The organism is Aequorivita vitellina, assembly GCF_022008365.1.
Lineage (GTDB): Bacteria > Bacteroidota > Bacteroidia > Flavobacteriales > Flavobacteriaceae > Aequorivita > Aequorivita vitellina.
This window is the reverse complement of record NZ_JAIRBA010000001.1, coordinates 144,949-168,667: the sequence shown is the minus strand read 5'-3', so window position 1 is coordinate 168,667 and position 23,719 is coordinate 144,949. Positions and strand designations below refer to the sequence as shown.

Genomic DNA, 23,719 nt, shown 5'->3' with positions numbered 1-23,719 from the left:
AAATAACGACTGCAATTACCAAAACTGCCAATACTAAAAAAAGTCCGGGACCACCTAAAAATTTTAACCAATCCATATATAGAATTTTGGGAAATTAACAGCCTTTGTGTTTATGAAAATCGTTCTTTTAACACCAAGTATATAAACTTTGAATTGCCTACAAGATAGCGTTTCCACATGCGTCTTGGTTCTTGGGCAAAGCGATAAAACCATTCTAAACCTGAAGTCTGCATCCAATGCGGAGCGCGTTTTGTTTTTCCCGCCACAACGTCAAAACTGCCGCCAACGCCCATAATTAAGTTTACGTTTTTAAGGATGTCGCGATATTTATAAAGAAAATTTTCTTTGATGGGGGAAGAGATTGCAACGAACAGCATTTGCGTTCCGCTATCTGCTATTTGTTGGGCAATTTCTTGCTCCTCTGAAGGAGAAAAGTAACCATTTCGGTAACCCGCAATAATATCGGGGCTGTAAATTTCGGAGTATTTTTCCACTACATTTTTAACCACTTCTTCTTTTGCGCCAAAAAGAAAGATTTTATTGTGGTTTTTATATGCCATTTCAACAAGACTGGCCATTAGGTCTATACCGGCAACACGCTCTTTTAAAGGTTTCCCTAAAAACCGCGAAGCCCAAACTACCGATTGCCCATCTGCGTTTATAATACTGCACTCGTTTACGCTGTGGCGCAATTCCCTATCCTTCTGCATCGCCACGACTTTGCCTGCATTTACCACTACGTGGTGTAGCTGTTCGCCAGTCTGTATTTTTTCCTGTACCAATGCAAGTGTTTCTTGCATGGAGAGGTTATCTATCGTGGTGTTTAGGATTTTTATTCTTTTCTCGGTACTCACATTAACAATTTAGAGATGCAAAGATAGTGTTTACAATTTCTTTAAAAATGCTACAAGGTCTTTATTTACAGTCACTGAATCATAAGTTTGGGCTGTAGTGATTGCATTGTGTTTCATTTTATTTTTCTCAATTTCGGGCAGTTTGTAAAAAACCAGAATTTTTTCAGCTAGCATAGTGACATTCTTTATATCAAAAAGAAAACCATTTTTATTATCCGCAATATACCCCAAAGGACCACCAATTTTAGTGGCAATTACGGGGATTCCACAGGCCATTGCTTCGAGGCCTACAAGACCAAGACTTTCTTCTTCCCGATAGGTAGGAAAAACGAAAACATCCATCTGATTATAAATAGCCGCAAGTTCTTTCTGTGAAATATTCGAAATAATTTTGAATTTAACGTCCAATGTGGCAAGTAACTTTTGAATTTCTTGCTTGTCCGGTCCATCGCCAACCATAATTATTTCAAAAGTACTGAGGCTGTTTTCATCTTTAATCTTTTTAAGGGCATTTAAAAAAATACGCCACCCTTTTCCTTCGATGAAGTTAGACACAAAACCTATGACAAAGCTTGAATTTTCACCTTTCTGTTTTAGGGAAAACACTTTGCTATTAATGCCACCGGAAGGATAAACGTACAATCTTGATGGGGAAACGTTGAATTCTGCCAACAACTTTTCTTTGTAATAATTTGAAGGCAGCACAATGGTAGATTTCTTCAATCCCGGTATTAAAAAAAGGGAAAGGGCTTTTTTAAAGGGGGAATTAAAAATTAAGTCGCTGCCGTGAAAATTCAAAATTACTTTTCGGTTTAGCCACCATAACGGCAATAAGGCAGGCGCAACGTGCAGTGGAAAATGCACATAGACTAAATCATTTTTTTCGCATTTAAAATAGAGTTGTATTATTTGAAAATACAATTTCAAATACCCAAAAAACTTGGAGAGAAAAGAATATTTTTTGGTAAGCACCACTTTTTCAACTTCAAAAAAATCTGAAACCGCGGCCTCAAAATTCTTCACGAAAATACCATACCGCACATTTTCTGTGGACGGGTACATATTTGATACAAGGAATAATCGCTGTTTTTTAGTTGACATTTACCGTTTTTTTTGAATACAAAAGAATGAAAAGCGCATAGAAAAAAGAAAATATAAAAACGCCTTTACTTATTCCAAAGATGGTTTCTGATCCAGAAAACAAGACGATTATTATAAAAAAGCTCAGTGCCTCTCCCTTTAATTTTGTTTTTCTGAAAAATATAAATAGCACACTCAAATAAACCAAAAGGCCAATAAGTCCGTTGGAAACTAAAAATTCTAAATATTGGTTGTGGGCGTTATACTGATTTTTTAAAGCGATCATAAACCCATTTTTGCTATAGGCAAGGTTATAAAGAGACTGCGAATCGCCTGTGCCAACGCCAAAAATCCAGTTGCCGCGTTCCGTGAAATCGGTAAGGATTGCACCCCACCTGTCGTATCTGTCTAAAGTAATATTTCCTTTAGTGTCAACAATCGTGGTTAATTTTGAACCTAAATAATCAAATTTCACAGACAAGAGTCCTAATGCAATTAGCAGTGCAATAACATAAAAAACCCTCTTGATTTCCAGCTTTTTAAAAATAGTGACTATCGCTATTACAACAAGACAGATTATGCCAATTCTACTACTAGTTTCAATTAAAAAAAGGAAATAGGGCGCCAACAGAAGTACAAACCTAAATTTATTTCTTCTTAATTTATTGAATTCCGGCATCCGAATTAGCCCCACTATAAATATCACCAACATAACGGCAAAATAACTAGGGTGACCTTCTAAAGGGGCTACGGCATTCCAACCATTATAAACCCATTTAAAAAAATAACCAGCTTGCACCCACGGTGTAGCGTTGGTTAAAATGGATTCAATAATAACCACCCAACAAATAACCATTGCAGTAAAGAGTCCCACTCCAAATGCAACGTACATTTTTTTTAAATTGAAATCTTCACGTTTGTGAGACAAAAGAATTAAGGGAATTATAACGAGGGTTAGCGTGCGTTCCATATCGCGCAGGGCATCCTTTGTCTCAGTTGAAAATAGCCACCCCACTATGAATAGTGAGTAAAGCGCAAACAGGCCATAAAAAGCGGCTCTGTTTTGTTTAATGTTTTCCAAACGTTCTTTGGGCTTCAATAGAAAAATGGAGGATGCTACAAAAAGCCACAACACCAACGTATTTAGCTTGTCCCATAAGGGTAGGGTTGCTACAAATAAATAGGTGCTAGTTTCAAATAAAATCTGCCAAATAGATTTATTGCTCCAGTAGCTTTTTATACCTTTTATCATACGTGTTGTTAAGGGCTGTCTCTTTAATCAGGTTCAGTATTTCCTGATATTCCTGTGGGTTAATGCTTTTTATTTTTCGATAGATTTCCTCGTTGTTTTCAAAAGATGCAAAAAGTGGGTAATCGTTGCCTAACAATTTTTGTACTGGAACGTGTCTTTCAGTAAAAAACGGCAGTTGAAAGCTTAAAAAATCAAATACTTTTATAGGAAACGTAATATCGTCGTACATATTTCTTGGGCGCGTGTGGAAAGCATAGGCAATATTGTTGTCGGTAATAAACTGTGGAATATCCTTTCTAGGTACTTTGCCTAATTTTATGTGATTTGCTGTTACTTTCTCTTTCAAATCTTTATCGCCCGAGAGAATAAAGAAGTTGTAATCAGCTTTATACTCATTCGCAAAGTCTATAAAATTTTGATATCCAGAATTGGTATAGCCCAAACTTCCCAAATACAGAATGCCGAGCTTTTCTGAAAAATTTGGAAGGGTTCTGTTCTGTGTAATATCGTGTGTTCCCGGTGGTAAATCTGTAAAAGGACGCTTGGGGAAAAATTTGTTTTTTTGAAAAAACACTTCTCCCATTTCTTCCGTTGGAAAAACCATGGAGGTCGCTATCAAAGTTAAATAGAAGTTGCTGAGTTTATTGAAAAAATAGGTTATCCTGCTTCTAATAGAGGTGTATTCTTCTGGAAACAATTCAATATATATATCGCGGATAAAGACGATTGTTTTTTTTGAACGCAGTCTTAAGAAAAAGAGGGAAGGGATATCAATAAGATTAATGCGATTTGTGGCGGATTCTACGTAGGCTATCTCTGATTTTCTGAAAAGCGTATTATGCTTGTTCTTTTTATTAAAGATAAAATTTCCTTCTTTTTCAAAAATATTTTTAAATAATGAGATTCTGGTTTTGGGTCCACCAGAAACCTTGTCGACATCTGGAACTACATATAAGCTGTTCCTCATGCCTCCAACTTTTTTGTGTCTTCCTCTTTTTTATTTATTCCTGTTTCTAAGATAAGAAATGGTATTATTAAATAGAAAACATTATTAAAGTAGTGAATGGAAAGCAAGTTTGTAAAAACCACAATGAATATAAAACCCAACTTCGCTTTGAGTGATGGAATTTTATAAATTAAGTAAATGTTTGCTAGTAAAAACAAAAACAGCAATAAAAATCCGCCTCGATGATAGAGGTAATAAAATCCATTGTCAATTTCTTGAAAAGTGATTTTACCGCTTAAACTTACGGCTATTTCGTTTTCGCGATAAATAGTAGTACTTGCTCCAAAGCCCTCACCAATAATTTTTTCAGACCAAGTAAAATCCTCGGTATCTAAGGCTCTCCCAAAATCGGTAATTCGAGTCTTTAAACTGGCGTATTCCCAAGGTTTTAAAATATAAGGTAATTTGGTTTTGATAGCTTCTGGCGCAAAATCTGAATTAAAAAAAACAATGGAACCCACCAGAATTATTGCAAACCCAACTAGAAATGCAGGTTTAAAAATTTTATAAACATTTACTACTATCAGACCCAAAAGTATTCCTGCGGTTACAAGATTCATAAGGTTTGACGTCATGAACAGATAAACCAACGCTAACAACCAAGAAATACCCAAGGGCATGTCAAAAGACATTCTGTTGTATAAATAATAAAAACCGATGAGAACGATAGGAATAATGGACGGTCCATACAACCTTCCTTCCATTCCTGCTATAGATTCATTCCATAAACTTGGTACCAAACCCAGATAAATAAAAATATAAACAGCGCTTACTATTGCATTTAGGATAAACAAAAAGCGCAACAGATTAAAGTTCTTAAAGTTTACCAAAAAAAGATAAAATACAAATCCAAAAAACTGAAACTTCACGTCGCGCACCAGATTGGGGTGACCATTTATTATACCTAAAACAAGAAAAAAAACATAAAGACCAAAGACCAAAATTATGTAATGGGGTATCTCCAATTTTCCTTTTTTGGTGTCAATCCATACACTTGCAAGCAATATTACCAAACAAATGGCAACCAAAGCGCTCAAGGTCTTTGTGCCAATGGCAAGAAAAAGCACTATTAATACTATTTGATTAAATACTTTCAAGTTGACAAATTAGGGTAAAATTTATAAAACTATGGCTTAACTATCTTAATGGAATCTTCTGGCAAAGCTACTATTTTTTAAATTTTATTGCAGAAAAAGAAAAGGCTTTAATAATTTAGCAAAGACTGTAATCAAATAGCTTAAATAAAAGATTTAATTGTAGTTTTGGTTGTACCATAAAAATAAGCGCCATTACCTAAAAAAAACCTTTTAAATGTCTTTTACAAACGAACTTGCAGATTACAATAATAAAAAATCTTTGGCCAATAGATTCAGAGATAGACGATTTCGATTTTTTGAGAATCAGTTAAAAAAAATAGCGCCTAAAAAAGGAGCCGTTTTAACAATTCTAGATGTGGGGGGCACGGAATCTTTTTGGGTTAACAGAGGTTACCATAAAAACCCCAATATTCATATTACGCTTTTGAACTTAACAAAAACTGAAACCCAACACGATAACATGGAATCTGTGGTAGGTAATGCTTTCGATCTCTCTGAATATAGCGATAACACCTTCGACCTCGTTTTTTCAAACTCGGTAATTGAGCACCTTTATAGTTTTAAAAATCAAGAGCTAATGGCAAAAGAAGTACAGCGTGTTGGTAAAAATTACTACATACAAACCCCAAACAAATATTTTTTCGTTGAGCCGCATTATTTATTACCCTACTTTCAGTTTCTTCCGCGGAAAACAAAATTATTTGTATTGAGCAAAACCAGACTTTCCAGAGGAAATAAACTGTCCATGGAAAAGGCAAAAGACAAAATAGCAGAAATCCAATTACTGTCTCTAAAGGACATGAAGCATCTTTTCCCTGGGGCGAAAATATTTAAGGAAAAGTTTTTGGGTATGAATAAGTCGCTGACGGCTTATTTGATTGAGGAAAAATAATCTAAATGTCATAAATTTCAAGGGCTGCTTATAATTACAAAATACGATACTCTCAATTTCCTTTTTATTGCGGATTAATTTGATGTAAAAATATTATGAAAAATATCTATTTTATTCTTTTAACACCATTAATACTGCTTCTTTCATGTAATAACAATATTAATGATAGTAATAAAACCGAAAAAATAAAGGATACCTCTATAAAAATTACACCAGATAGCACTTCCTATGCCTTGAGTTTATATGATATCTCAAAAGAATTACGATTTGAAGAAATTCCGAGAACGGTTCCTTACGATTCCATAAAAAACAAACGCTATGCAGATCTCATAATGAAAGACTCTATTGTGGTGCTTCACTCTTTTAAGCCCTATTTTATGCCTCTCGATAAAATAACTTGGTCTGAAAATCCAGAGAAAAACAATACTTGGCAAAATTATTACGAAGCTCTCTTTTTTGTATCTATCCTTAACCATGCCTATCATGATTATGGAACAGAAGCATATCATCAAAAAGCAAAAAAATACATTTTAAACTATATTGAAAAGCACCCATCATTGGCCGAAAAAACTTCAGAATATACTTGGTATGACCATGCAGTGGCCTTTAGAACTTTGCACTTGTTACAGACTGTTGCAGATGAATTGGAAGAAGAAGACCCAGATACAAATTTTATACAGAAAGTGTTCGGCCATATTTCACTGAACATAACTTTTATGATGGACCCAAAAAACTACAAATCCAATAATCATTCTTTAATGATGGATCGTAGCCTTCTTTACCTAGCAAAAATTATAAAAACCCATCCTTCTTTTTATAATAAAATATATTATCCAACAGTAACACGCACAGAGGAAAACATCGATAAGATTATAGATCCCACAGGGCTCGCACGAGAACATTCTACTACATATCATATATTTAACCACAATTTAAATAAGACTATATTAAAATTTATTGAAGAAAAAGACATAAACCCTGCTTTTCAGCTAAAGATGTTGCGAAAAAATGATGTGTTCTTACAGTTGGTAAAGCCAGACCAAACTTTTCCGCTATGGGGTGATAGCCAAGTAGAGGTATTGAATGCTCAACGAGTTGAGGAGTTTGGCAATGATCAGCGTGTTTTGGACGTATTGGCAGGTAAGAAATTGCCTTCCATGGTAAATTTTGACAATAATATTGCCACACTAAGAACCCAACAAAACGATAGCAGTTATGTGGCTTTGTTTGCGAACTATTACTCTCGTGTACATAAACACAATGACGATCTCTCTTTTATTTTTCAAACCTTGGGAACGGATATTTTAACCGACCAAGGGTATTATGGATATGAAAAAGAATACAGACCTTATTTAATGTCAGTATTTGCTCATAATTCTGTTACAATTAATAGTGAAGATTATTGGCCCGGAAAAGAAGGACAATATTCTAAATTAACCGGATATTTAAAAACACCTAACACAGAAATTGTTTCTGGAGAGCATACTATGTATGATTCTATAACCGTGAAACGTAACTTGTATTTTATAAAGCCTAACGTAATTGTGTTGCAAGATTGGGCTGAGTCGGATTATCCAAATCTAATTAAAGATATAAGCCAGCAATTCAACTTTGGAGAACAAGCTACGGATGCACAGGTTTCAGAAAATAGTGCTGTTATAACTTTTCCAAAGAATATTACCGCAACTGTAAAGTCATTTACTGATAATGATAAAATCACTTTAAAAGAATCTTATAGATCGAGAATTCAATATTCCAAAGTTCCTATTTATCAAATTAAGGTTCAAAAAGCGAGCAATAAATTAATTACCGTAATAGAGGTTCAGTCTCCAGCTTACAAAAGCCCTGTTTCGAGTATCAGTATTCAAAAAGGGAAAATTAAGTATGAAAAAGATGGTGAAAAGTACACCCTAGCATTGTAGCTCGGTTAAGACTAGCATAAATCTTATTGAATAATTTTGTATATTAACATAAAATTGAGATAATTATGAAATATCTATTTACATCAATTATTTGTTTAATCCCTTTTGCAATATTAAGTGCACAAACTACTTATGTACCCGATAATAATTTTGAACAGGCATTAATAGATTTAGGGTTAGATGATGTTTTAGATGATTACGTTTTAACCAGTAATATTTCTGGAGTTACGCATTTAGATATTAGTAATAAAAACATTTCAGATCCAACAGGGCTTGAGACGTTTAGCAGCTTAACCCATATTATTTTAGACGGTAATCCCGTTGGGAACATACCGTTTCACCCCAATGTTAATCTTACATTTCTAATTTGTCAATACACTGAAATTACAGAGTTAGACCTCACCCCTCACACAAATTTAAATACTTTAGCTTGTGCAGGAAATAACCTCACTTCTCTGGATTTAAGCCAAAACCCAAGTTTAAAAGATTTAATCTGCGGCCAAAATCAACTGACAGAGATAGTCTTTAATCCTCAAATGAATCTGTTTGAATTTAATTGTACTGGAAATAACCTAACATCTCTTGATGTGAGCCAGCACATTAGTTTAAGGTATTTGGGATGTTCGTTAAATCAGCTTACCGAATTAGATCTCTCGAATAATACCAATCTCCTGGAAGTCCGTGCGCATAGCAATCCACCTTTAAACAAAGTAGATATTCGCAATGGCAATAATATTCATATCGATCAATTCTTGTTATATAACAGCCCAAACCTCCCTTATATTTATGTTGATGATTGTGAATATAGCACCTTAAACTGGACAGACATTGACCCAACTACTATTTTTGTTGAGGAAGAAGGTCAAACAGAATGTGAAATGATAGGGGTGGAAGATAATATGGCAGTTTCTTTTAATTTATACCCAAATCCAGCAAAAAATAGTATTAACATCCAAGCAACAGAGGCGCCAGAACTTGTTCAGATATATTCAATTCAAGGTATATTAGTTAAAGAAACGTCTGAACTAAACATTGACGTATCAAATTTAAGTTCGGGTTTATATATTATTAAGGTTTATTCACGGGGTAATTCCATTACAAAAAAGTTTATGAAGAATTAATCATAGGATTAGAAATTTATGCAAAATTGAAAATCCTCACATTTGTTATGTTTTAACTTTTTCAATGCGCAATTCCCCGGTATCAGCATCTCCCGTAATAGTAACACTCAAAGTCCCTTTATTAAATTCTTTATGCGAAACTTTTTTATCATTCCAATAAACATCGTAGGAATAGTTTGGATTAAGACAGACTATAACCGAAAATGGCTTATTGGCGTGATTTTGTATTTTTAAACTAGCCTTTAATTCAGTAAAATCCTTATTAAATGCTTGCTTTTCAACCCAAACATCATAACCCGTTGTAAGATTCCCTATTTGGTAATAGGCATTAAACCAAGCCAACACTGGTGCCGATAGGCCACTAAATTGATACCAACCTTTTCCACCTTTGGTTTCAATGGAAAAGCTTTCATAACAATTATAGGTTTTTTCTGTTTCCCGTTTCCATACATCCAGCGCTGTTGTAGCAATTTTATGTGCGAAATCTGCTTCGCCTAAATCTAGCATAGCTTTCCAGTAAAACCATTGGTGCGGCATCCAAACGCGCCCATTCCAATAGCCTCTTTTGTTGAAATAAGGGGCAGATTGATCTACCGTTGACAAACCTACATCTGACCATAATTCGCCTTCCGTTTTTAGATGGGATAGGGTTTTTTGTATTTGTACTTCATTTCCAATTCCGGCTATTAATGGTGAAACACCGCCCAAGCCCATATTATAATTAACGGAATCGTTGTATTTTAAAATTTCTTTAGGCCTCCCAGAATCTGAATGCAGCACATAACCGTAGTAACCACTTTCCTCATCCCAAGCATAGTCGTTTAAGGCCGCAGAGAGGCTTTCAATGTCTTTGTTATACCCAACAACATCTTCGGAATTATCCAAAGCCTCAGCTGCCATTTTTAAGATTTTCGCAACACGAATTATATGAGCTGAACTGACCACTGGAGCCGTAATCTTTGCCAGCTTATTCTCGTGCATATATTTTTGAGGTGGATAATCGTCCCAGCCTCCAGAATTGTAGAAATAATCCCAAGTACGAATAAGGCCGGAAGCTAAGTTTCGAGTGGTAGAAGTACTTGTGTTTCCTATTAAAAAATCATAATACCGCTTTAATCTGGGGTATTCTTCTTTTAGAAATTTTTCCGACTGGGTTTTGTTCCACAATTCCTGAAATAAATAAATCTGCACCGGAAGCGGCGTGCCGTGATGTATAAAAGCCGATTGCGCTTCGGGTCCCGTTAAATAGGCATTGAGGTTTTCGGTTCCGCGCTTAATATCTAACTGGCTAAGTCCAATACCGATGAAGCCAGAATCCCAAGTGTACAAGCAATCCCACTTACGCCCTGGCGCATGATGCCGAATGTATTGATGTTGTGTATAAATAGGATAAACCACGTTTGTAATTGTGGTGGCTGCCATTCTTTTTTGGCTAAATAAATATTGCTTTCCTTCAGGAACAGTATTGTATTTATACAAATCTTTTTTCGCAGCGGTAAAAATCTTTTCATAATCTATACTTGCTACGCTTTCAAGTCTAGTTTTTACTTCTTCCAAGCTTCCCGAACAAACCATTGCATGTATGGTTTTAGAAGTATTAGGTTCTAAATTTATGGATTGAATTGCGGCATCTGTAAAATGCCCGCCTTTATCACCATAAAACTTAGACTCTTCAGTTGCGTTAAGCTGTTCGTTGAAATCGTTAGGCAAATCTTTTGCGAACCATTCTGCCGTTTTAAAGTCAGGATAGTTCCAGTAAACGCCGTAATACGTATCTGTGTTTTCATATTTCAATATTACGGAAGTAGGAGCTGAACCTTCAATTATTTTTGGGACACTATTCCATTTAATAGGCTCTATTTTAATTGCATCTAAATCATTTTTCGATACAATTGCATAGCCGTCAATAATTAAAGGTGTTCTTGTTTTGGTTTCAACGGTAAGTTGAAATTCGCCTTTTTGTATTTCCCCAATTGATGTTTTAGCAAAATTAAGGTCAGTTGAAGCGGGAAGACTTACCTCAGTATTTACAATTCCGCCTAATTGCAATTTTGCGTTTTCCTCTTTTTCGGTTTTATATCGAATAGCTATTACCGCATCCTTTATATTTTCCGAAATTGAAAATTTATAGGTCACCAAATCGCCTGTTCTCCTTCCAAATCCGTTACCGATCCCACTTCCGTTTACAAGTCCGTTTTCGCGAACTTCTCCGCGCAACATTCCGTCTGGAACCAATTGATCTTTTATCCAAGGGTTTTTAAACGTGAAAGTTTCATAATCCAAAGCATCAAACCAAACACCGTTTTCAGGTAAGTTTACAATTCCGTAAATCAGTGGTATTTCTGGCTTATGTGGAGCCAAAGGCGGAAAGTGCATTGAAGCCATTAAGTGCATCGAAAGGTTTTGAATTGAATCTGTATTATTAACACAGGTCATTGCTATCGCCCTTGCATCGGCATCAATTTTTGCATAGGCTACATCTGCATATACCTTGTCTTTCCATTCTAAGTCGTGGCGATACGAATAGTAATCGAGATTAGGCGAAGCTTCCCAAGGATGAAAATTCGATGTTTTTAAAACGTTGGGAGGTGCAATGGCTTTGTTGTAAAACGATGGAAAAACAGCCAAATCAAAACGAAGCCCATCCTCGGTATTTGGGATATGCGAAATTCCAACGTATTTTTTAGTGTACGGACCCCACTGCGGGAGGCTTAAATCATGGGAGCCTTCACCAATCAGATTTGCATTTTCGCTATTGTTATCTTCACAAGACCCGAAAATGGTAACACATCCAATAATTAAAGCCACCAATCCCGTTACTCCTAATATTCTTTTCATTTCCCTTTAAATTTAAGCGATTTCTACTTCAGAAATAATAGAAAAGCAAGTTGCCTATCTTTTTATTTCTTTGAAACCATTTGTCTAATTTCATCAATATAAAGCTTGGGAACAATGGCCAATACAAATTCCTTTAAACTTGCGCCAGTCATTCGTCTTACCAAAAACCACCAATTGGGTACAAATAAAAACAGAAATCCCAAGGTAACGGCCCAAGCAACCGTCTGTATGGAAACCAGACTGCCCAAGAAAACAAATATTGCCATTATAGCCATAGAAAACAAATTCCAGTAAAACGAAAGGTTTGTGCGTCCCGTTGCTATTACAAGGCTGCCAATTGGGTTGCCCAAACTGCGAAGATACATATACAGCGAAAGGATACGTACCAGTGTTACTATGCTTTCATATTTTGATCCATACAATATATTTACAACTATTGGTGCAAAAATTATAATGCCCAAATACACAAAAAAGTTTAGCGAAGAAATGATGTTTATTAGCTTTAAATAATTCTTTTTGAGCACATGAATGTCTGTTTGGAATTTTGCCAACAACGGGTTTGCAATTTTTGTGATTATCGGATTGATGATTTGTGCCGGTTTAAAAACCAGTTGTTTTGCAAGACTATAACCACCTAATAATTCTGTGCTAAATAGCTTTCCGATAACGATAATATCTAAATCGCGATTAAAATAATTTACAAATTGGCTTCCCACTTCATAAATACCAATCTTTAAAAAGGGCAAGGCTTCGCTTAATTTAAAGTGAAATCGTACCGGATTTAAAAACACGCCTCTAAGCCAAAAGAATAGATTGGGAACCGCATATTGAAACAGCGCTGAAAATATTAATGCGTAAATACCAAAGCCATAAATTGCAAGTATAACTGCTATTCCAAGAGAGAGAATGGCGCAAGTTAATTCAACAATGGCTATTATTTTAAAGTTGAGTTTTTTGTGCTCTATGGTCTTAAATTGGCCACCAAGTGCTGCCGCCAAAACGGCCACAGCCATTATTATAATGAGCTCTGCCAATAATGGTTCGTTGTAAAATGATGCAATATATGGCGAAACGAAAAAGATAATACCAAAAACTAAAACCCCAAAAATTAAATTTATCCAATAAAGGCTGGAGTATTCGTTTTTTGAAATATTTTGCTTGTGAAATATGGCCGATGTTAAGCCCATATCCATAAAAAGATTTATAATGCCCAAAATAAAAAGCGTTAAGGCCATCAATCCAAAATCTGTTTTGTCAAGAAAACGAGCCATGATTGACAATCTTAAAAGCGAGCATACCGCAACACCAATGGTGCCCATTGTGGTCCATTTTACGCCTTTTATTACGCTTCCTCTTATTGGATCCATCTGTATCTTTTAAGTATGTAGCATTGCCTTAAATTCTTCAATGCTATCGTTTGCTGCTATGGCGGCCGATTGGCTTTCCATTTGCTTTCTTAGCGTAACCAAAGTTTCTGGGTTTTGCAGAAAAGCTTCAATCCCACTTAATAAGGATACTGTGTTATTGCCCACAATCTTCCCGTTTACATGTGCTACTACAAATTCTTTGGCCGCTGGGAAATCTGTAGTTATTACAGGGGTATTCAGCATAATTGCTTCACTTAAAACCATTCCTTGAGCTTCATAGGCAGAAGATAGTACAAAACAATCTGCATATTTTATATACGGATATGGATTTTGTTGAAATCCTTCAAAAACCATTATGCTTTCTAGATTATATGACTTCGCTTGAGTTTTTAACGACTCCAAATCGGGACCGTCGCCAATAATATACCATTTAAATGAATATTTTTTCTCGTGGAGTTCTTTAGCAACTTTTAGAATTCTATCAATCCGTTTTTGATTGTTTTCAATTCGTGCAACGGTAACAAAAACTATATCGCTTTTAATTTCTGAATACGGGTTTGAGCCACGTGCTTTTTCAATAATAATCTTTGGGTCGATAAAATTATGAACCAAAAACGATTTATTAGAAAACTCAGGGGCCAACCTATCAAAATCTTCCTTACAGCTTTTTGAAACCGAAACCACTTTATCAAAATTCTTGTAACGTTTCAAAATATACTCGGTGGTAAAGCCCAACTTATCGAGGTCATTGTGAATCCAAGCTATCTTCTGTTTCGCCGTTACAGAGATTTGAACAAAATCGTTTGTCCCCATCTCAGCCTTGTTTTTTGGAATGTCGTTTGAAAATGAAATTGCAGCATCGTACTCGGTTTTTTTATTCCAATTGCCATACAGAAATCGCATCGCTAGTTTTCGAGAAACTTTATCGCCCAAGATTTTTGAAGCCGGCTTAATAACCGCGTAAGCCGCCAAATGATACCAGGAGAGGTGTTTTTTTGCCTCTTTAAAGTTGATGTATAAACATTTCAGAAAGAATGGGGAATGAACCTTTATTTTAGTGTTTAAGTCACTAAATTTTTCGCCGAAATACGGATTAAAGCACACCAGTTCTATTGTAAACTGATTATTCTTTTGAAGTTCAATAAGCAGATTGTACAATGAATTTGCTATTCCTCCCATTTTTAGATGTGGGTTTACAAATAGTATTTTCATTGTAGTTTTCTTTTAAAAAATTTCTAGCTATTTAATATTCCACAAAAATCTACAACTTTAGTTTGAGGTTGTATCTCTAGCCCTTTAAACTCGGTGTGAGCCACCAAAAACACCATAATGTCGCAGGTTTCTGTAGCTTCTGCTACTGAAGTTAAATTAAATTTACTGTGAGATTTTAGGTTTGGTTCAACAAACTGAACATTAAACCCATCGGTTTTTAGTTGTTGCGCAACGTGAAGTGCGGGAGATTCGCGCAGATCGTCAATATTGGGTTTAAAAGCTAGGCCCATACAGGCTATTTTGGCTTCTTTTCCGGTATCTATTTTAAACTGAAGCGCCGTATTTTTTACTTTTTCGATAGCCCATTCGGTTTTAAAATTATTGATTTCGCGAGCCGAACGAATTATTTTCGATTCTTCCGGAAATTCAGAAACAATAAACCAAGGATCAACGGCAATACAGTGACCGCCAACGCCCGTTCCCGGCTGTAAAATATTTACGCGCGGATGTTTGTTTGCCAAATGGATTAATTCCCAAACGTTTATGTTTGCCTTGTCGCAAATCATTGAAAGTTCATTTGCGAAAGCTATTTGCACATCGCGCGATGAATTTTCAACCAGTTTGCACATTTCAGCCGTTTGCGAATTTGTTTTGTGAAGTTCGCCCTTTACAAAATACTTGTAAAACGATACGGCTTTTTCGGTTGACGCTTCATCAATTCCGCCAATTGCGCGATCGTTTTGTTCCAGTTCGTAAATTACATTTCCAGGCAAAACGCGCTCGGGACAATATGCAATGTAAATTTCGCCCTTTAAATCAGGACGCTCGTTAAAGATTATTTCTCGTATTTTGCGCGTAGTGCCAACAGGGCTGGTAGATTCCAAAATAACCAATGCTCCTTTTTGTAATGTAGGAATAATATTTTTTACTGCACTTTCAACATAAGATAGATCTGGCACATGCGCTTCTTTAAAAGGAGTTGGCACCGCTATTAAATAAACATCTGCCGTTACGGGTTTAGTTGCGGCTTTTAGATAGCCTTGTTTAACTACGTGATGCACCAAACCATCAAGTTCGGGTTCTACAATGTGTATTTTGCCCTCGTTTATGGTATCTACTACGTGTTGTGAAATATCTACTCCAGTAACATTTAGTTTTTTACTCGCTATTAAGGCGGCTGTTGGCAAACCAATATAGCCAAGCCCCATCATTACCACTGTGGGTTTATTTTCCATTTTATAACGCTTCTATAAAATTTACAATTCGTTCTGCTGATTTTCCATCTCCGTAAGGGTTGTGCAACATACTCATGCCCTCGTAGTAATCAACATTTGTCAATAATTTTTCGGTTTCTTCAATTATGCTATCGGTATTAGTTCCCAATAAAATTACGGTGCCTTCTTCAACGGCTTCGGGACGTTCGGTAGTAGTTCTAGTTACCAAAACTGGTTTCCCCAAGCTTGGTGCCTCTTCTTGAATTCCGCCACTATCTGTAATAATTAGATACGATTTTTCCATCAACCAAATAAATGCGGGATAGGCTAATGGGGAAACTAAAAATATATTTTTAATCCCGCCGAGAAGTTCATTTACCGGGCCAACCACGTTGGGGTTGAGGTGTACGGGATATATTATTTCAACCTCTGGATGCTTCTCTGCAATTGTTTTTAACGCAGCGCATATACTAATAAGTCCATCTCCGTGATTTTCTCTTCGATGCCCTGTTACAAGTATTATTTTATTCTGAAAATTCAAAATAGTTTTTAAATTTTCAATTTCTGCATCCTTAAAATTTTCGGCATTTACTTTATCAATTCCGTAGAGAAGTGCATCGATAACCGTATTTCCGGTAACCAAAATATTTTCTTCCTTTGTGTTTTCTGCCAAAAGATTACTTTTAGAAAGTTCCGTAGGCGAAAAGTGATAATCTGCAATTTTTCCGGTAAGCTGCCTGTTAAATTCTTCGGGGAACGGATATTGTCTATTAAAGGTTCGTAAACCTGCTTCTACGTGGCAAATTTTTGCACCACTGTAAAAAGCGGCAATGCCAACAGCCATAGAAGTTGTGGTGTCGCCGTGAACGTAAACATAATCTGGTTTAACCTCTTCTAAAACAGGTTTCATATTTTCAATTATGGTAGCTGTTAGCGAGTACAGATTTTGGTTGGGCCGCATTAAATCCAGATCAAAATCTGGTGTTATTTCGAAAAAATCCAATACCTGATCTAGCATTTCTCGATGTTGAGCGGTAACACAAACTTTAGTGACAAAATTTTTGTTCTTTAAAAACTTCTGAACCAAAGGCGCCATTTTTATAGCTTCGGGGCGCGTGCCAAATACAATTAAATTTGTTCTAGACATTAAATATTTTTTGAAGAATCACAATGTTTTTTATTGTTGCTGAAACCTAATCTGCATTAGCATATTTTTTCAGGCTTTTAAAAAGATAAAGCACAAAAAAGACTAAAGAAAACAAAAAGACCAATAGTAATGGGTACTTCACTTTGTTCGAAATATTAATAAATTTCTCTGGTTCCATATTAAAGTTGGCACTTACCAGTTTTATTGGTACAGTATAATCATTTTGCTCTATTTCAAGTTGCTGTAAATACTCTACAAGCTGTCTTTTCTTTTCTACCAAATTGTATTGATCGGCAATATTGTTTACCGATACGGAAGCACCTGCTTTGGGGCCATCAAAGTTCGATTTGATGAGCGAATCCAACTGCGCTATCATTATATAGTGTTCCTTTACCTCAAAATCCTTTACTTCTTTATAGATTTTCTGATACTCTTGCAGATGCTCATTACTGTTAAAATAAGCAAGTAGGTCGTTTACTATTTTCTGTGAAGTATTTTTTCCTTTGGCAAATACCCGTATTCTATGATATTTGTAGTATTTACTGGTTGCCATATTTTCTACATATTCCGAAAAATCTTGATTTTGCGAAATAATTTTAAGAATATCAACATATTGACGCGATTCAGAAATAAAATTGTATAAATCTACAATTGGCTCAATCTCAATGAGTTTTAATTTAGAATAATTGGTGTCTAACACCGTCTTGAGGTAGGCAGAATCCTTAGCAGCTATTTTTAAATTAAGCTCGTTTACTTTATCATAAAGATAATCTACACTTTGAAAGTTTGGAATAACAATTAATTCATTGCTATAAGACTTAGTGGAGGTATAGTCTTTATAAAAACCATAAGCAAGTCCAACAATCACAAGTATTATTATGACTATAAGATACTTTTTAAAGAAATCAATAACTAAGAAAAGGCTTCGCGCTAGACTCTTGGAAAAATCGCCAAACTTTCCTAATAAATACCCTAAATCAACCTCTTCTGATGAGTTTTGTTTTGCCATACCAATTAATATTAAAAATTAATGACTGTCTTTTTTTAGAACAGACTGCAAGCTCTCTTGCCAATCTATATGTTTTAATTTTAACTTATTCTGCGCCTTTGCGTTATCCAAAACACTATATTCGGGCCTTGCGGCAAAAGTACGGTATTGGTTGGTTTTTGCAAGATTTGTATCTTTTAATTTTCCCGTGTGCTGGAGAATGGCCTGTGCAAAGCCAAACCAAGTTGTTTGCCCGCTATTACTGTAATGGTAAACGCCATATTTTGTGGAATCTTGTGCAATTATTTGCAATAAGGCTTCCGCTAAATCATTTGCATTTGTGGGGGCTCCCGTTTGTTCGGTCGTAATTGTGAGTGGTTTTCCCGCTTCGGCGAATTTCAAAATAGTCTTTAGAAAATTATGACCGTATTGCGAATACAGCCACGAAGTGCGTAAAATGAAGAATTTTTCGCAGATTTCTTGAATATAGTTTTCTCCCTTCAACTTTGAAGCTCCGTAAACATTGATGGGGTTTGTAAGATCCGTTTCCGAATATGGCGATTTCCTTTTGCCGTCAAAAACGTAATCTGTAGAAACGTGTAGTAAAACAACATCATTCGCTTTGCAAGCTGAAGCCAAGTTTTTCACGGCTTCTGCATTTATTGCAAATGCTTTTTCTTCTTCACTTTCTGCTTGCTCAACATTTGTGTATGCAGCAGTATTTATGCAATGTGTGAAGTTATTTTTGATGAAATATTTCCGAAGAAAATCTGCATTTTCAATATCTAATTCTTCTCTCGAAACAAAGACAAACTCAAAGTCAGAAAATTCGGCTGCCGCATCCTTTATGCATTTTCCCAATTGTCCGTTTGCGCCTGTAACTAGTATTTTTTTCATGAAAGTACTTCCTCGAAAGTGAGAAGTTCCAAATCTTTTTCGGAAATAATAAATTCTTCCTTTGGAAGATGCCAATCCAGCGCTAAGGTTGCGTCATTATAGATGATTCCGCTTTCTGAGGCTTTATTGTAAAAATTATCGCATTTGTACGAAAAAATAGATTCCTCCGAAAGTGTAATAAAACCATGCGCAAAACCTCTCGGTACAAAGAGTTGCAGGTGCTCCACATCGTCCAAAACAATGGAAAATGATTTTCCGAAAGTCTCGGAATCATTGCGAATGTCAACTACTATGTCCAAAACCTTTCCTTTTACAACGCGAACCAATTTAGCTTGCGCCATTTCGCCGGTTTGAAAATGAAGTCCGCGCAAAACGCCTTTTGAAGAAACAGATTGATTATCCTGCACAAAATCTACTTTTAATCCAGTGGTCTTTTCGAATGCTTTTTGATTATACGTTTCATAAAAAAGGCCGCGTTCGTCTCTAAAAACGTTCGGTTTTATAATAAAACAATCTTTTAAAGGGGTTTTTTGTAGTTCCAAATCTAATCTAGTTGAAGTAAATGTTTTCCGTAGCCGCTTTTCAGTAAAGGTTCTGCAAGCGCTATTAATTGTTCTTTTGAAATATAACCCATTTCATACGCAGCTTCTTCAATAGCGCCAATTTTTAAACCTTGTCGTTCTTCAATAACCTCGACAAATTGAGCTGCCTGCATTAATGATGCAAATGTTCCGGTATCTAGCCAAGCGGTGCCTTTATCGAGTATGCTTACGCTTAGCTTGCCTTGTTTTAAATATTCGTTATTTACATCGGTTATTTCCAGTTCGCCTCGGGCACTGGGTTTTATGTTTTCGGCAATTTTTACTACGCTGTTGTCGTAAAAATAAATTCCCGGAACCGCGTAATTAGATTTTGGTGTTTTAGGTTTTTCTTCAATTGAAAGTGCTTTTCCGCTTTTATCGAATTCCACAACACCGTAGCGTTCGGGGTCTAACACGTGGTATGCGTAAATTACACCTCCATCAGGATTGTTGTTTGATTGCAATAATTCCTTTAAGCCAGAACCGTAAAATATATTATCGCCCAGAATTAAAGCCACTTTATCATTTCCGATGAAATCTTTCCCAATAATAAATGCTTCTGCTAATCCGTTGGGGTTTGCTTGTTCGGCATATTGAAAGTTACAGCCCAGTTTTTTACCATCGCCCAAAAGTTGTTTGAAAAGCGGAAGATCCTGCGGTGTAGAAATAATTAAAATATCGCGAATGCCAGCAATCATTAGTGTTGACAGCGGATAATAAATCATCGGTTTGTCATACACCGGCATTAATTGCTTGCTTACCGCCAATGTTATTGGGTGTAAACGTGTACCTGAACCTCCTGCTAAAATTATTCCTTTCATCTACGTGTTTTTTTTTGACCACGAATACACGAATAGAAGTGTAAAACGAAATCGTTTTTTATATGTTCAAAACAAATCGGAGTGGGAGCCGATTCTAATCAATTTTATGGTTTTTGGAGATTCAATTTGAAACCAAATAATCAAAATATCAGGTTTTAAATGGCATTCCCAATCATCCTTATATTTCCCCTTCAGTTTATGGGGTTTCATAGTCGACGGTATACCCTTAACACCTTTGATTTCAAGCAGATGAAGAACTTCTGAAACTAACGCAAAGTCTGCTCCGCTTCTTTTAAAAATTCTTTTAATATCTTTTCTAAATTTAGAAGTTTCAATTAATTCGTACATCAGTCTCTATCATTCATTATATCTTCTAAATACTTGTCTAGATTAGTAATTTTTGTAAGATTTATATCGTTATGGGCTTCATAAATAGCTTGCTGTGTTTCGGTATTTGGAATATTGCCAACATCTTGGTACAATAAAAACTCAATATAATTATTTAAGCTTCGTTTTTGGGCTTTTGCTTTTGCTTTTACGAGCTCCAACAAATCTTTGTCAAATCTTAATGCTGTTTGTACCTTCATAATATCAATTCTTAAATATTTCTTCAAATATATGCAATAACAACCTGTTATACAAGTGTTATAATTGACCGTGAATACACGAATATTCTTTTATAATTATTCGTGTATTCATGGTTAACATTTACAATCTATCCCGATTATCCAAATACCAAGCAATTGTTTTTTGAATACCGGTTTCAAAATTTTCCTTTGCTTTCCAACCCAATTCACCTTCAATTTTTGAAGCATCAATAGCGTATCTAAAATCGTGGCCGGGACGGTCTTTTACAAAAGTAATTTGTTCTTTATACGATGTATTCTTCGGTTGCATTTCATCTAACAACTCACAAATAACATTGGCAATATAAAGGTTTTCCCGTTCGTTACGACCGCCAATGTTGTAGGTTTCGCCGAGTTTTCCTTCTTCTAAAGCCAAATGTATTCCACTGCAATGATCCATTACATAAAGCCAGTCGCGCACGTTTTTTCCATCGCCATAAATAGGGATGGGTTCCCCAGAAATTGCTTTGCGAATAATCGTTGGAATCAATTTTTCTTTATGCTGGTTTGGCCCGTAATTATTAGAACAGTTTGTAGTTACAACTGGCAATCCGTAGGTGTGAAAATAGCTGCGCACAATAAAATCTGACGATGCTTTTGAAGCGCTATACGGACTATTAGGTGCATAAGAGGTTTCTTCGGTGAAAAGTCCTGTCTCGCCCAAAGTACCGTAAACTTCATCTGTTGAAATATGTAAAAATCTTGCTTTTTTGAATTCCTCTTTTAAATCATTTGGGCCGTTCATCCAGGTTTTATAAGCACTTTGAAGTAAATTGAACGTGCCTACAATATTTGTTTGAATAAATTCCGAAGGACCCGAAATAGAATTGTCCACATGGCTTTCTGCGGCAAAGTGAACTACCTTTTTAAATTGATGTTCGGCAAATAAATTTTGAACCAATTCAGCATCACAAATATCTCCTTTTATGAAGGTGATTTTATGCGAAATATTTTCCAAATTCTTCAAATTTCCGGCATAAGTAAGCTTGTCCAGCACGAAAATTTCGTCTTTTGAATTTTCTAGGACGTATTCCACATAATTGGAACCTATAAATCCTGCACCTCCAGTAATCAGAACTTTATCATTCATTAAAATTAATTTTTAGGAGTGTCTAAAATCTGTTTTAACATTTTATCGGTGATAGAATAGGTAGGTTTCACTCCAGTTGTACCCAATCCGCCCGATGCCAAAGTGCTTCCCGTCTCCAACGGATTATCTGATGCGTAATAGGCATAACGAACTTCCACTTTTGAGCTAATGCTTCGCCGAATTTTTGCCGCTGCTTGTATTGCTTTTTGATAATGTGCACCTTCCATTTCAAGTCCAATTACATTCCACGTTGAATTGTGAAAAAACTTAAGCACATCGCGGTTTTGAAGCGAAGTTCCCAAAACCGAAATCATAGTTCCGGTATAAACATTTACGTCGTCTTCCTCAAAATCACTTTTGTCCAATAGATTTTTAAACGGATAATTGTCTGCGGTGCCTTCAAAAACGTGGGCTGACGGAATCATTATATCGCCCTTTCCGCCTTCTAAAATTCCTGCTTTACCCATAATTGAAACAGAAACTACATTTAATAAATAACGCTTTTTGTTGAAGTCTATGTATGGTTTTAAAAGTTCGTCCATCGTTTCGTACGCTTGTTCGCCAAAAGCGTAATCCATAACCACAATTACTGGTTTTTTTGAATCTTCAACTTCTTTTAAACCTTCGGTGTACGGGCTTTGTTTTATTTTTGAAGTATCAATTATCTGAATGTCGATATTGGTTCCGCTTTGATCTTCAATAAAAATCATTCCTTCAGCCATAGCGGTTTTAGTTACTTTTTCCCGCAGCTTTAAATTCACATTATTGCTTAAAGCCTCAAAAACTTCCATTGGTTTTTTCTTTAAAAACTCTGCAGAAAGTGCTTTTGGTGCGTAAATACTATTCATAACGCTGTGCATGTTCGCGCTAATAATGTGCAACGGCCGTTTTAACAATCCCTTTTCCTGTAGCGTTTGCTTAATGCGAAACGCCCACTGCTCACCGTGAATATGGTGACCCAAGCGCTCGCGAAGGACCGGACTAAAAGTTATTATTCGCTGGTTGTCTGGCAGCACCTCGTCAATTGCCAATTTTCCCAAATAGTAAATGATACTGAAAAAGCGGTTTTCGTTCTTTTCACTTGCAAAAAAAGGATATACGTTTTTTACTTCTTCAAAAGTTCTTCCCAGAAAATTCGCGGTGTGCGTCAATGCAACTTCTTTTTCTTCCTGTGTTAGCTTGCCCTTCTTTAAAACGGCCTGCTCCAGTTTTTTCCAATCGCGAATTACGTCGCCATTTTCGTTTATGAGCACTTGTTTCATAATTTTGTGCGACTCGATAAAAAGGAACGTTAAATGCGTAAGTATATCATAGATTTCCGAACGGCCCCGCGTTACCTCAATATTCATCTGTTCCGAATCTATTCGGTAACAATTTCTGCGGCGTTTTAACGGAATTATTGGCTCAAAATGTGAGTTTTTATAACCTTCATCGCTGGTTAAATTAATAAACCTGCATTCTTCAATTCCGTATGGCAAACGGTCCATTACGTACAATAAACCCTGCAATTCAATTTTGTCATCCGTAATGGAGCCATAAATTTCTGGGCGAAGTGTTAATAATGATTCACGGAGTGTCTCTCCGGAAACTCCCATAGGTTTGTAAAACCCACGGTTAAAAAGGTGGCGCATCGTTATATAAAGCCGCTCAATGGCTTGTGTACTTTCCTGGGCGCGGGTACGGGTATGTGATTTCAATTTATTCATGTGGTGCA

21 protein-coding genes are annotated in these 23,719 nt (G+C 35.9%); 3 read left to right on the top strand and 18 right to left on the bottom strand.

Annotation, left to right across the window (positions count from 1 at the left end):
• Positions 1 to 110 precede the first annotated feature (110 nt).
• From K8089_RS00775 to K8089_RS00755, 5 genes are read right to left on the bottom strand one after another with little or no spacing between them, the layout of a single operon-like run.
• The gene (locus tag K8089_RS00775) at positions 111 to 854 is read right to left on the bottom strand and encodes a WecB/TagA/CpsF family glycosyltransferase (protein ID WP_237601353.1); all 744 of its coding nucleotides are present in this window, start codon (positions 852 to 854) and stop codon (positions 111 to 113) included.
• Between the two features lie 30 nt (positions 855 to 884).
• The gene (locus K8089_RS00770; RefSeq protein ID WP_237601352.1) at positions 885 to 1,955 is read right to left on the bottom strand and encodes a glycosyltransferase family 4 protein; all 1,071 of its coding nucleotides are present in this window, start codon (positions 1,953 to 1,955) and stop codon (positions 885 to 887) included.
• A complete protein-coding gene (locus K8089_RS00765) occupies positions 1,945 to 3,186 on the bottom strand; it encodes an O-antigen ligase family protein (RefSeq protein ID WP_237601351.1) in 1,242 nt (413 codons plus the stop codon). The genes K8089_RS00770 and K8089_RS00765 overlap by 11 nt, the downstream gene beginning before the upstream one ends.
• Positions 3,152 to 4,153, bottom strand: coding sequence for a glycosyltransferase family protein (locus K8089_RS00760; RefSeq protein WP_237601350.1), 1,002 nt, complete (start codon positions 4,151 to 4,153; stop codon positions 3,152 to 3,154). The genes K8089_RS00765 and K8089_RS00760 overlap by 35 nt, the downstream gene beginning before the upstream one ends.
• Positions 4,150 to 5,289, bottom strand: coding sequence for a hypothetical protein (locus K8089_RS00755; RefSeq protein ID WP_237601349.1), 1,140 nt, complete (start codon positions 5,287 to 5,289; stop codon positions 4,150 to 4,152). Before K8089_RS00755 ends, K8089_RS00760 begins: the two co-directional genes overlap by 4 nt.
• Positions 5,290 to 5,503: 214 nt before the next feature.
• Between K8089_RS00755 and K8089_RS00750 the strand changes: the two genes are divergently transcribed.
• From K8089_RS00750 to K8089_RS00740, 3 genes are all read left to right on the top strand, one after another.
• Positions 5,504 to 6,181 (top strand): class I SAM-dependent methyltransferase, encoded by a 678-nt coding sequence (locus K8089_RS00750; RefSeq protein ID WP_237601348.1) that lies wholly within the window; start codon positions 5,504 to 5,506, stop codon positions 6,179 to 6,181.
• 95 nt (positions 6,182 to 6,276) lie between these two features.
• The gene (locus K8089_RS00745; protein WP_237601347.1) at positions 6,277 to 8,103 is read left to right on the top strand and encodes a heparinase II/III domain-containing protein; all 1,827 of its coding nucleotides are present in this window, start codon (positions 6,277 to 6,279) and stop codon (positions 8,101 to 8,103) included.
• A 65-nt stretch (positions 8,104 to 8,168) separates the two neighbouring features.
• Entirely contained in the window at positions 8,169 to 9,224 is a 1,056-nt protein-coding gene (locus tag K8089_RS00740) for a T9SS type A sorting domain-containing protein (protein WP_237601346.1), read from the top strand.
• Between the two features lie 45 nt (positions 9,225 to 9,269).
• On the opposite strand, the gene K8089_RS00735 is transcribed toward K8089_RS00740, so the two are convergent.
• The 13 genes from K8089_RS00735 to K8089_RS00675 all read right to left on the bottom strand — a co-directional run bounded on the left by K8089_RS00735 (position 9,270) and on the right by K8089_RS00675 (position 23,711).
• Positions 9,270 to 12,062 (bottom strand): MGH1-like glycoside hydrolase domain-containing protein, encoded by a 2,793-nt coding sequence (locus K8089_RS00735; RefSeq protein WP_237601345.1) that lies wholly within the window; start codon positions 12,060 to 12,062, stop codon positions 9,270 to 9,272.
• A 62-nt stretch (positions 12,063 to 12,124) separates the two neighbouring features.
• The gene (locus K8089_RS00730; protein ID WP_237601344.1) at positions 12,125 to 13,429 is read right to left on the bottom strand and encodes an MOP flippase family protein; all 1,305 of its coding nucleotides are present in this window, start codon (positions 13,427 to 13,429) and stop codon (positions 12,125 to 12,127) included.
• Between the two features lie 9 nt (positions 13,430 to 13,438).
• Positions 13,439 to 14,641 (bottom strand): glycosyltransferase, encoded by a 1,203-nt coding sequence (locus K8089_RS00725; protein WP_237601343.1) that lies wholly within the window; start codon positions 14,639 to 14,641, stop codon positions 13,439 to 13,441.
• Positions 14,642 to 14,664: 23 nt separating this feature from the next.
• Positions 14,665 to 15,876, bottom strand: coding sequence for a UDP-N-acetyl-D-mannosamine dehydrogenase (wecC, locus tag K8089_RS00720; protein ID WP_237601342.1), 1,212 nt, complete (start codon positions 15,874 to 15,876; stop codon positions 14,665 to 14,667).
• Between the two features lies 1 nt (position 15,877).
• Positions 15,878 to 17,002 carry a non-hydrolyzing UDP-N-acetylglucosamine 2-epimerase gene (wecB, locus tag K8089_RS00715; protein WP_237601341.1) on the bottom strand — a complete coding sequence of 375 codons (1,125 nt, stop codon included), beginning with the start codon at positions 17,000 to 17,002 and terminating at the stop codon, positions 15,878 to 15,880.
• A 46-nt stretch (positions 17,003 to 17,048) separates the two neighbouring features.
• A complete protein-coding gene (locus K8089_RS00710; protein WP_237601340.1) occupies positions 17,049 to 18,011 on the bottom strand; it encodes a hypothetical protein in 963 nt (320 codons plus the stop codon).
• A gap of 18 nt (positions 18,012 to 18,029) precedes the next feature.
• Complete coding sequence (gene rfbD / locus K8089_RS00705) at positions 18,030 to 18,887, bottom strand: dTDP-4-dehydrorhamnose reductase (protein WP_237601339.1); 858 nt, start codon at positions 18,885 to 18,887, stop codon at positions 18,030 to 18,032.
• Complete coding sequence (gene rfbC / locus K8089_RS00700) at positions 18,884 to 19,429, bottom strand: dTDP-4-dehydrorhamnose 3,5-epimerase (protein WP_237601338.1); 546 nt, start codon at positions 19,427 to 19,429, stop codon at positions 18,884 to 18,886. The genes rfbD and rfbC overlap by 4 nt, the downstream gene beginning before the upstream one ends.
• Before the next feature lie 2 nt (positions 19,430 to 19,431).
• Positions 19,432 to 20,289: a glucose-1-phosphate thymidylyltransferase RfbA gene (gene rfbA / locus K8089_RS00695; RefSeq protein WP_237601337.1), complete on the bottom strand. Its 858-nt coding sequence runs from the start codon at positions 20,287 to 20,289 to the stop codon at positions 19,432 to 19,434.
• A 66-nt stretch (positions 20,290 to 20,355) separates the two neighbouring features.
• Positions 20,356 to 20,637, bottom strand: a complete 282-nt coding sequence (locus K8089_RS00690; protein WP_237601336.1) for a type II toxin-antitoxin system RelE/ParE family toxin — start codon at positions 20,635 to 20,637, stop codon at positions 20,356 to 20,358.
• Positions 20,637 to 20,876: a hypothetical protein gene (locus K8089_RS00685; protein WP_237601335.1), complete on the bottom strand. Its 240-nt coding sequence runs from the start codon at positions 20,874 to 20,876 to the stop codon at positions 20,637 to 20,639. The genes K8089_RS00690 and K8089_RS00685 overlap by 1 nt, the downstream gene beginning before the upstream one ends.
• Positions 20,877 to 20,997: 121 nt before the next feature.
• On the bottom strand, positions 20,998 to 22,005 hold the full coding sequence (gene rfbB, locus K8089_RS00680) for a dTDP-glucose 4,6-dehydratase (RefSeq protein ID WP_237601334.1): 1,008 nt from the start codon (positions 22,003 to 22,005) through the stop codon (positions 20,998 to 21,000).
• A gap of 5 nt (positions 22,006 to 22,010) precedes the next feature.
• Entirely contained in the window at positions 22,011 to 23,711 is a 1,701-nt protein-coding gene (locus tag K8089_RS00675) for a DUF6909 family protein (protein ID WP_237601333.1), read from the bottom strand.
• Positions 23,712 to 23,719 lie beyond the last annotated feature (8 nt).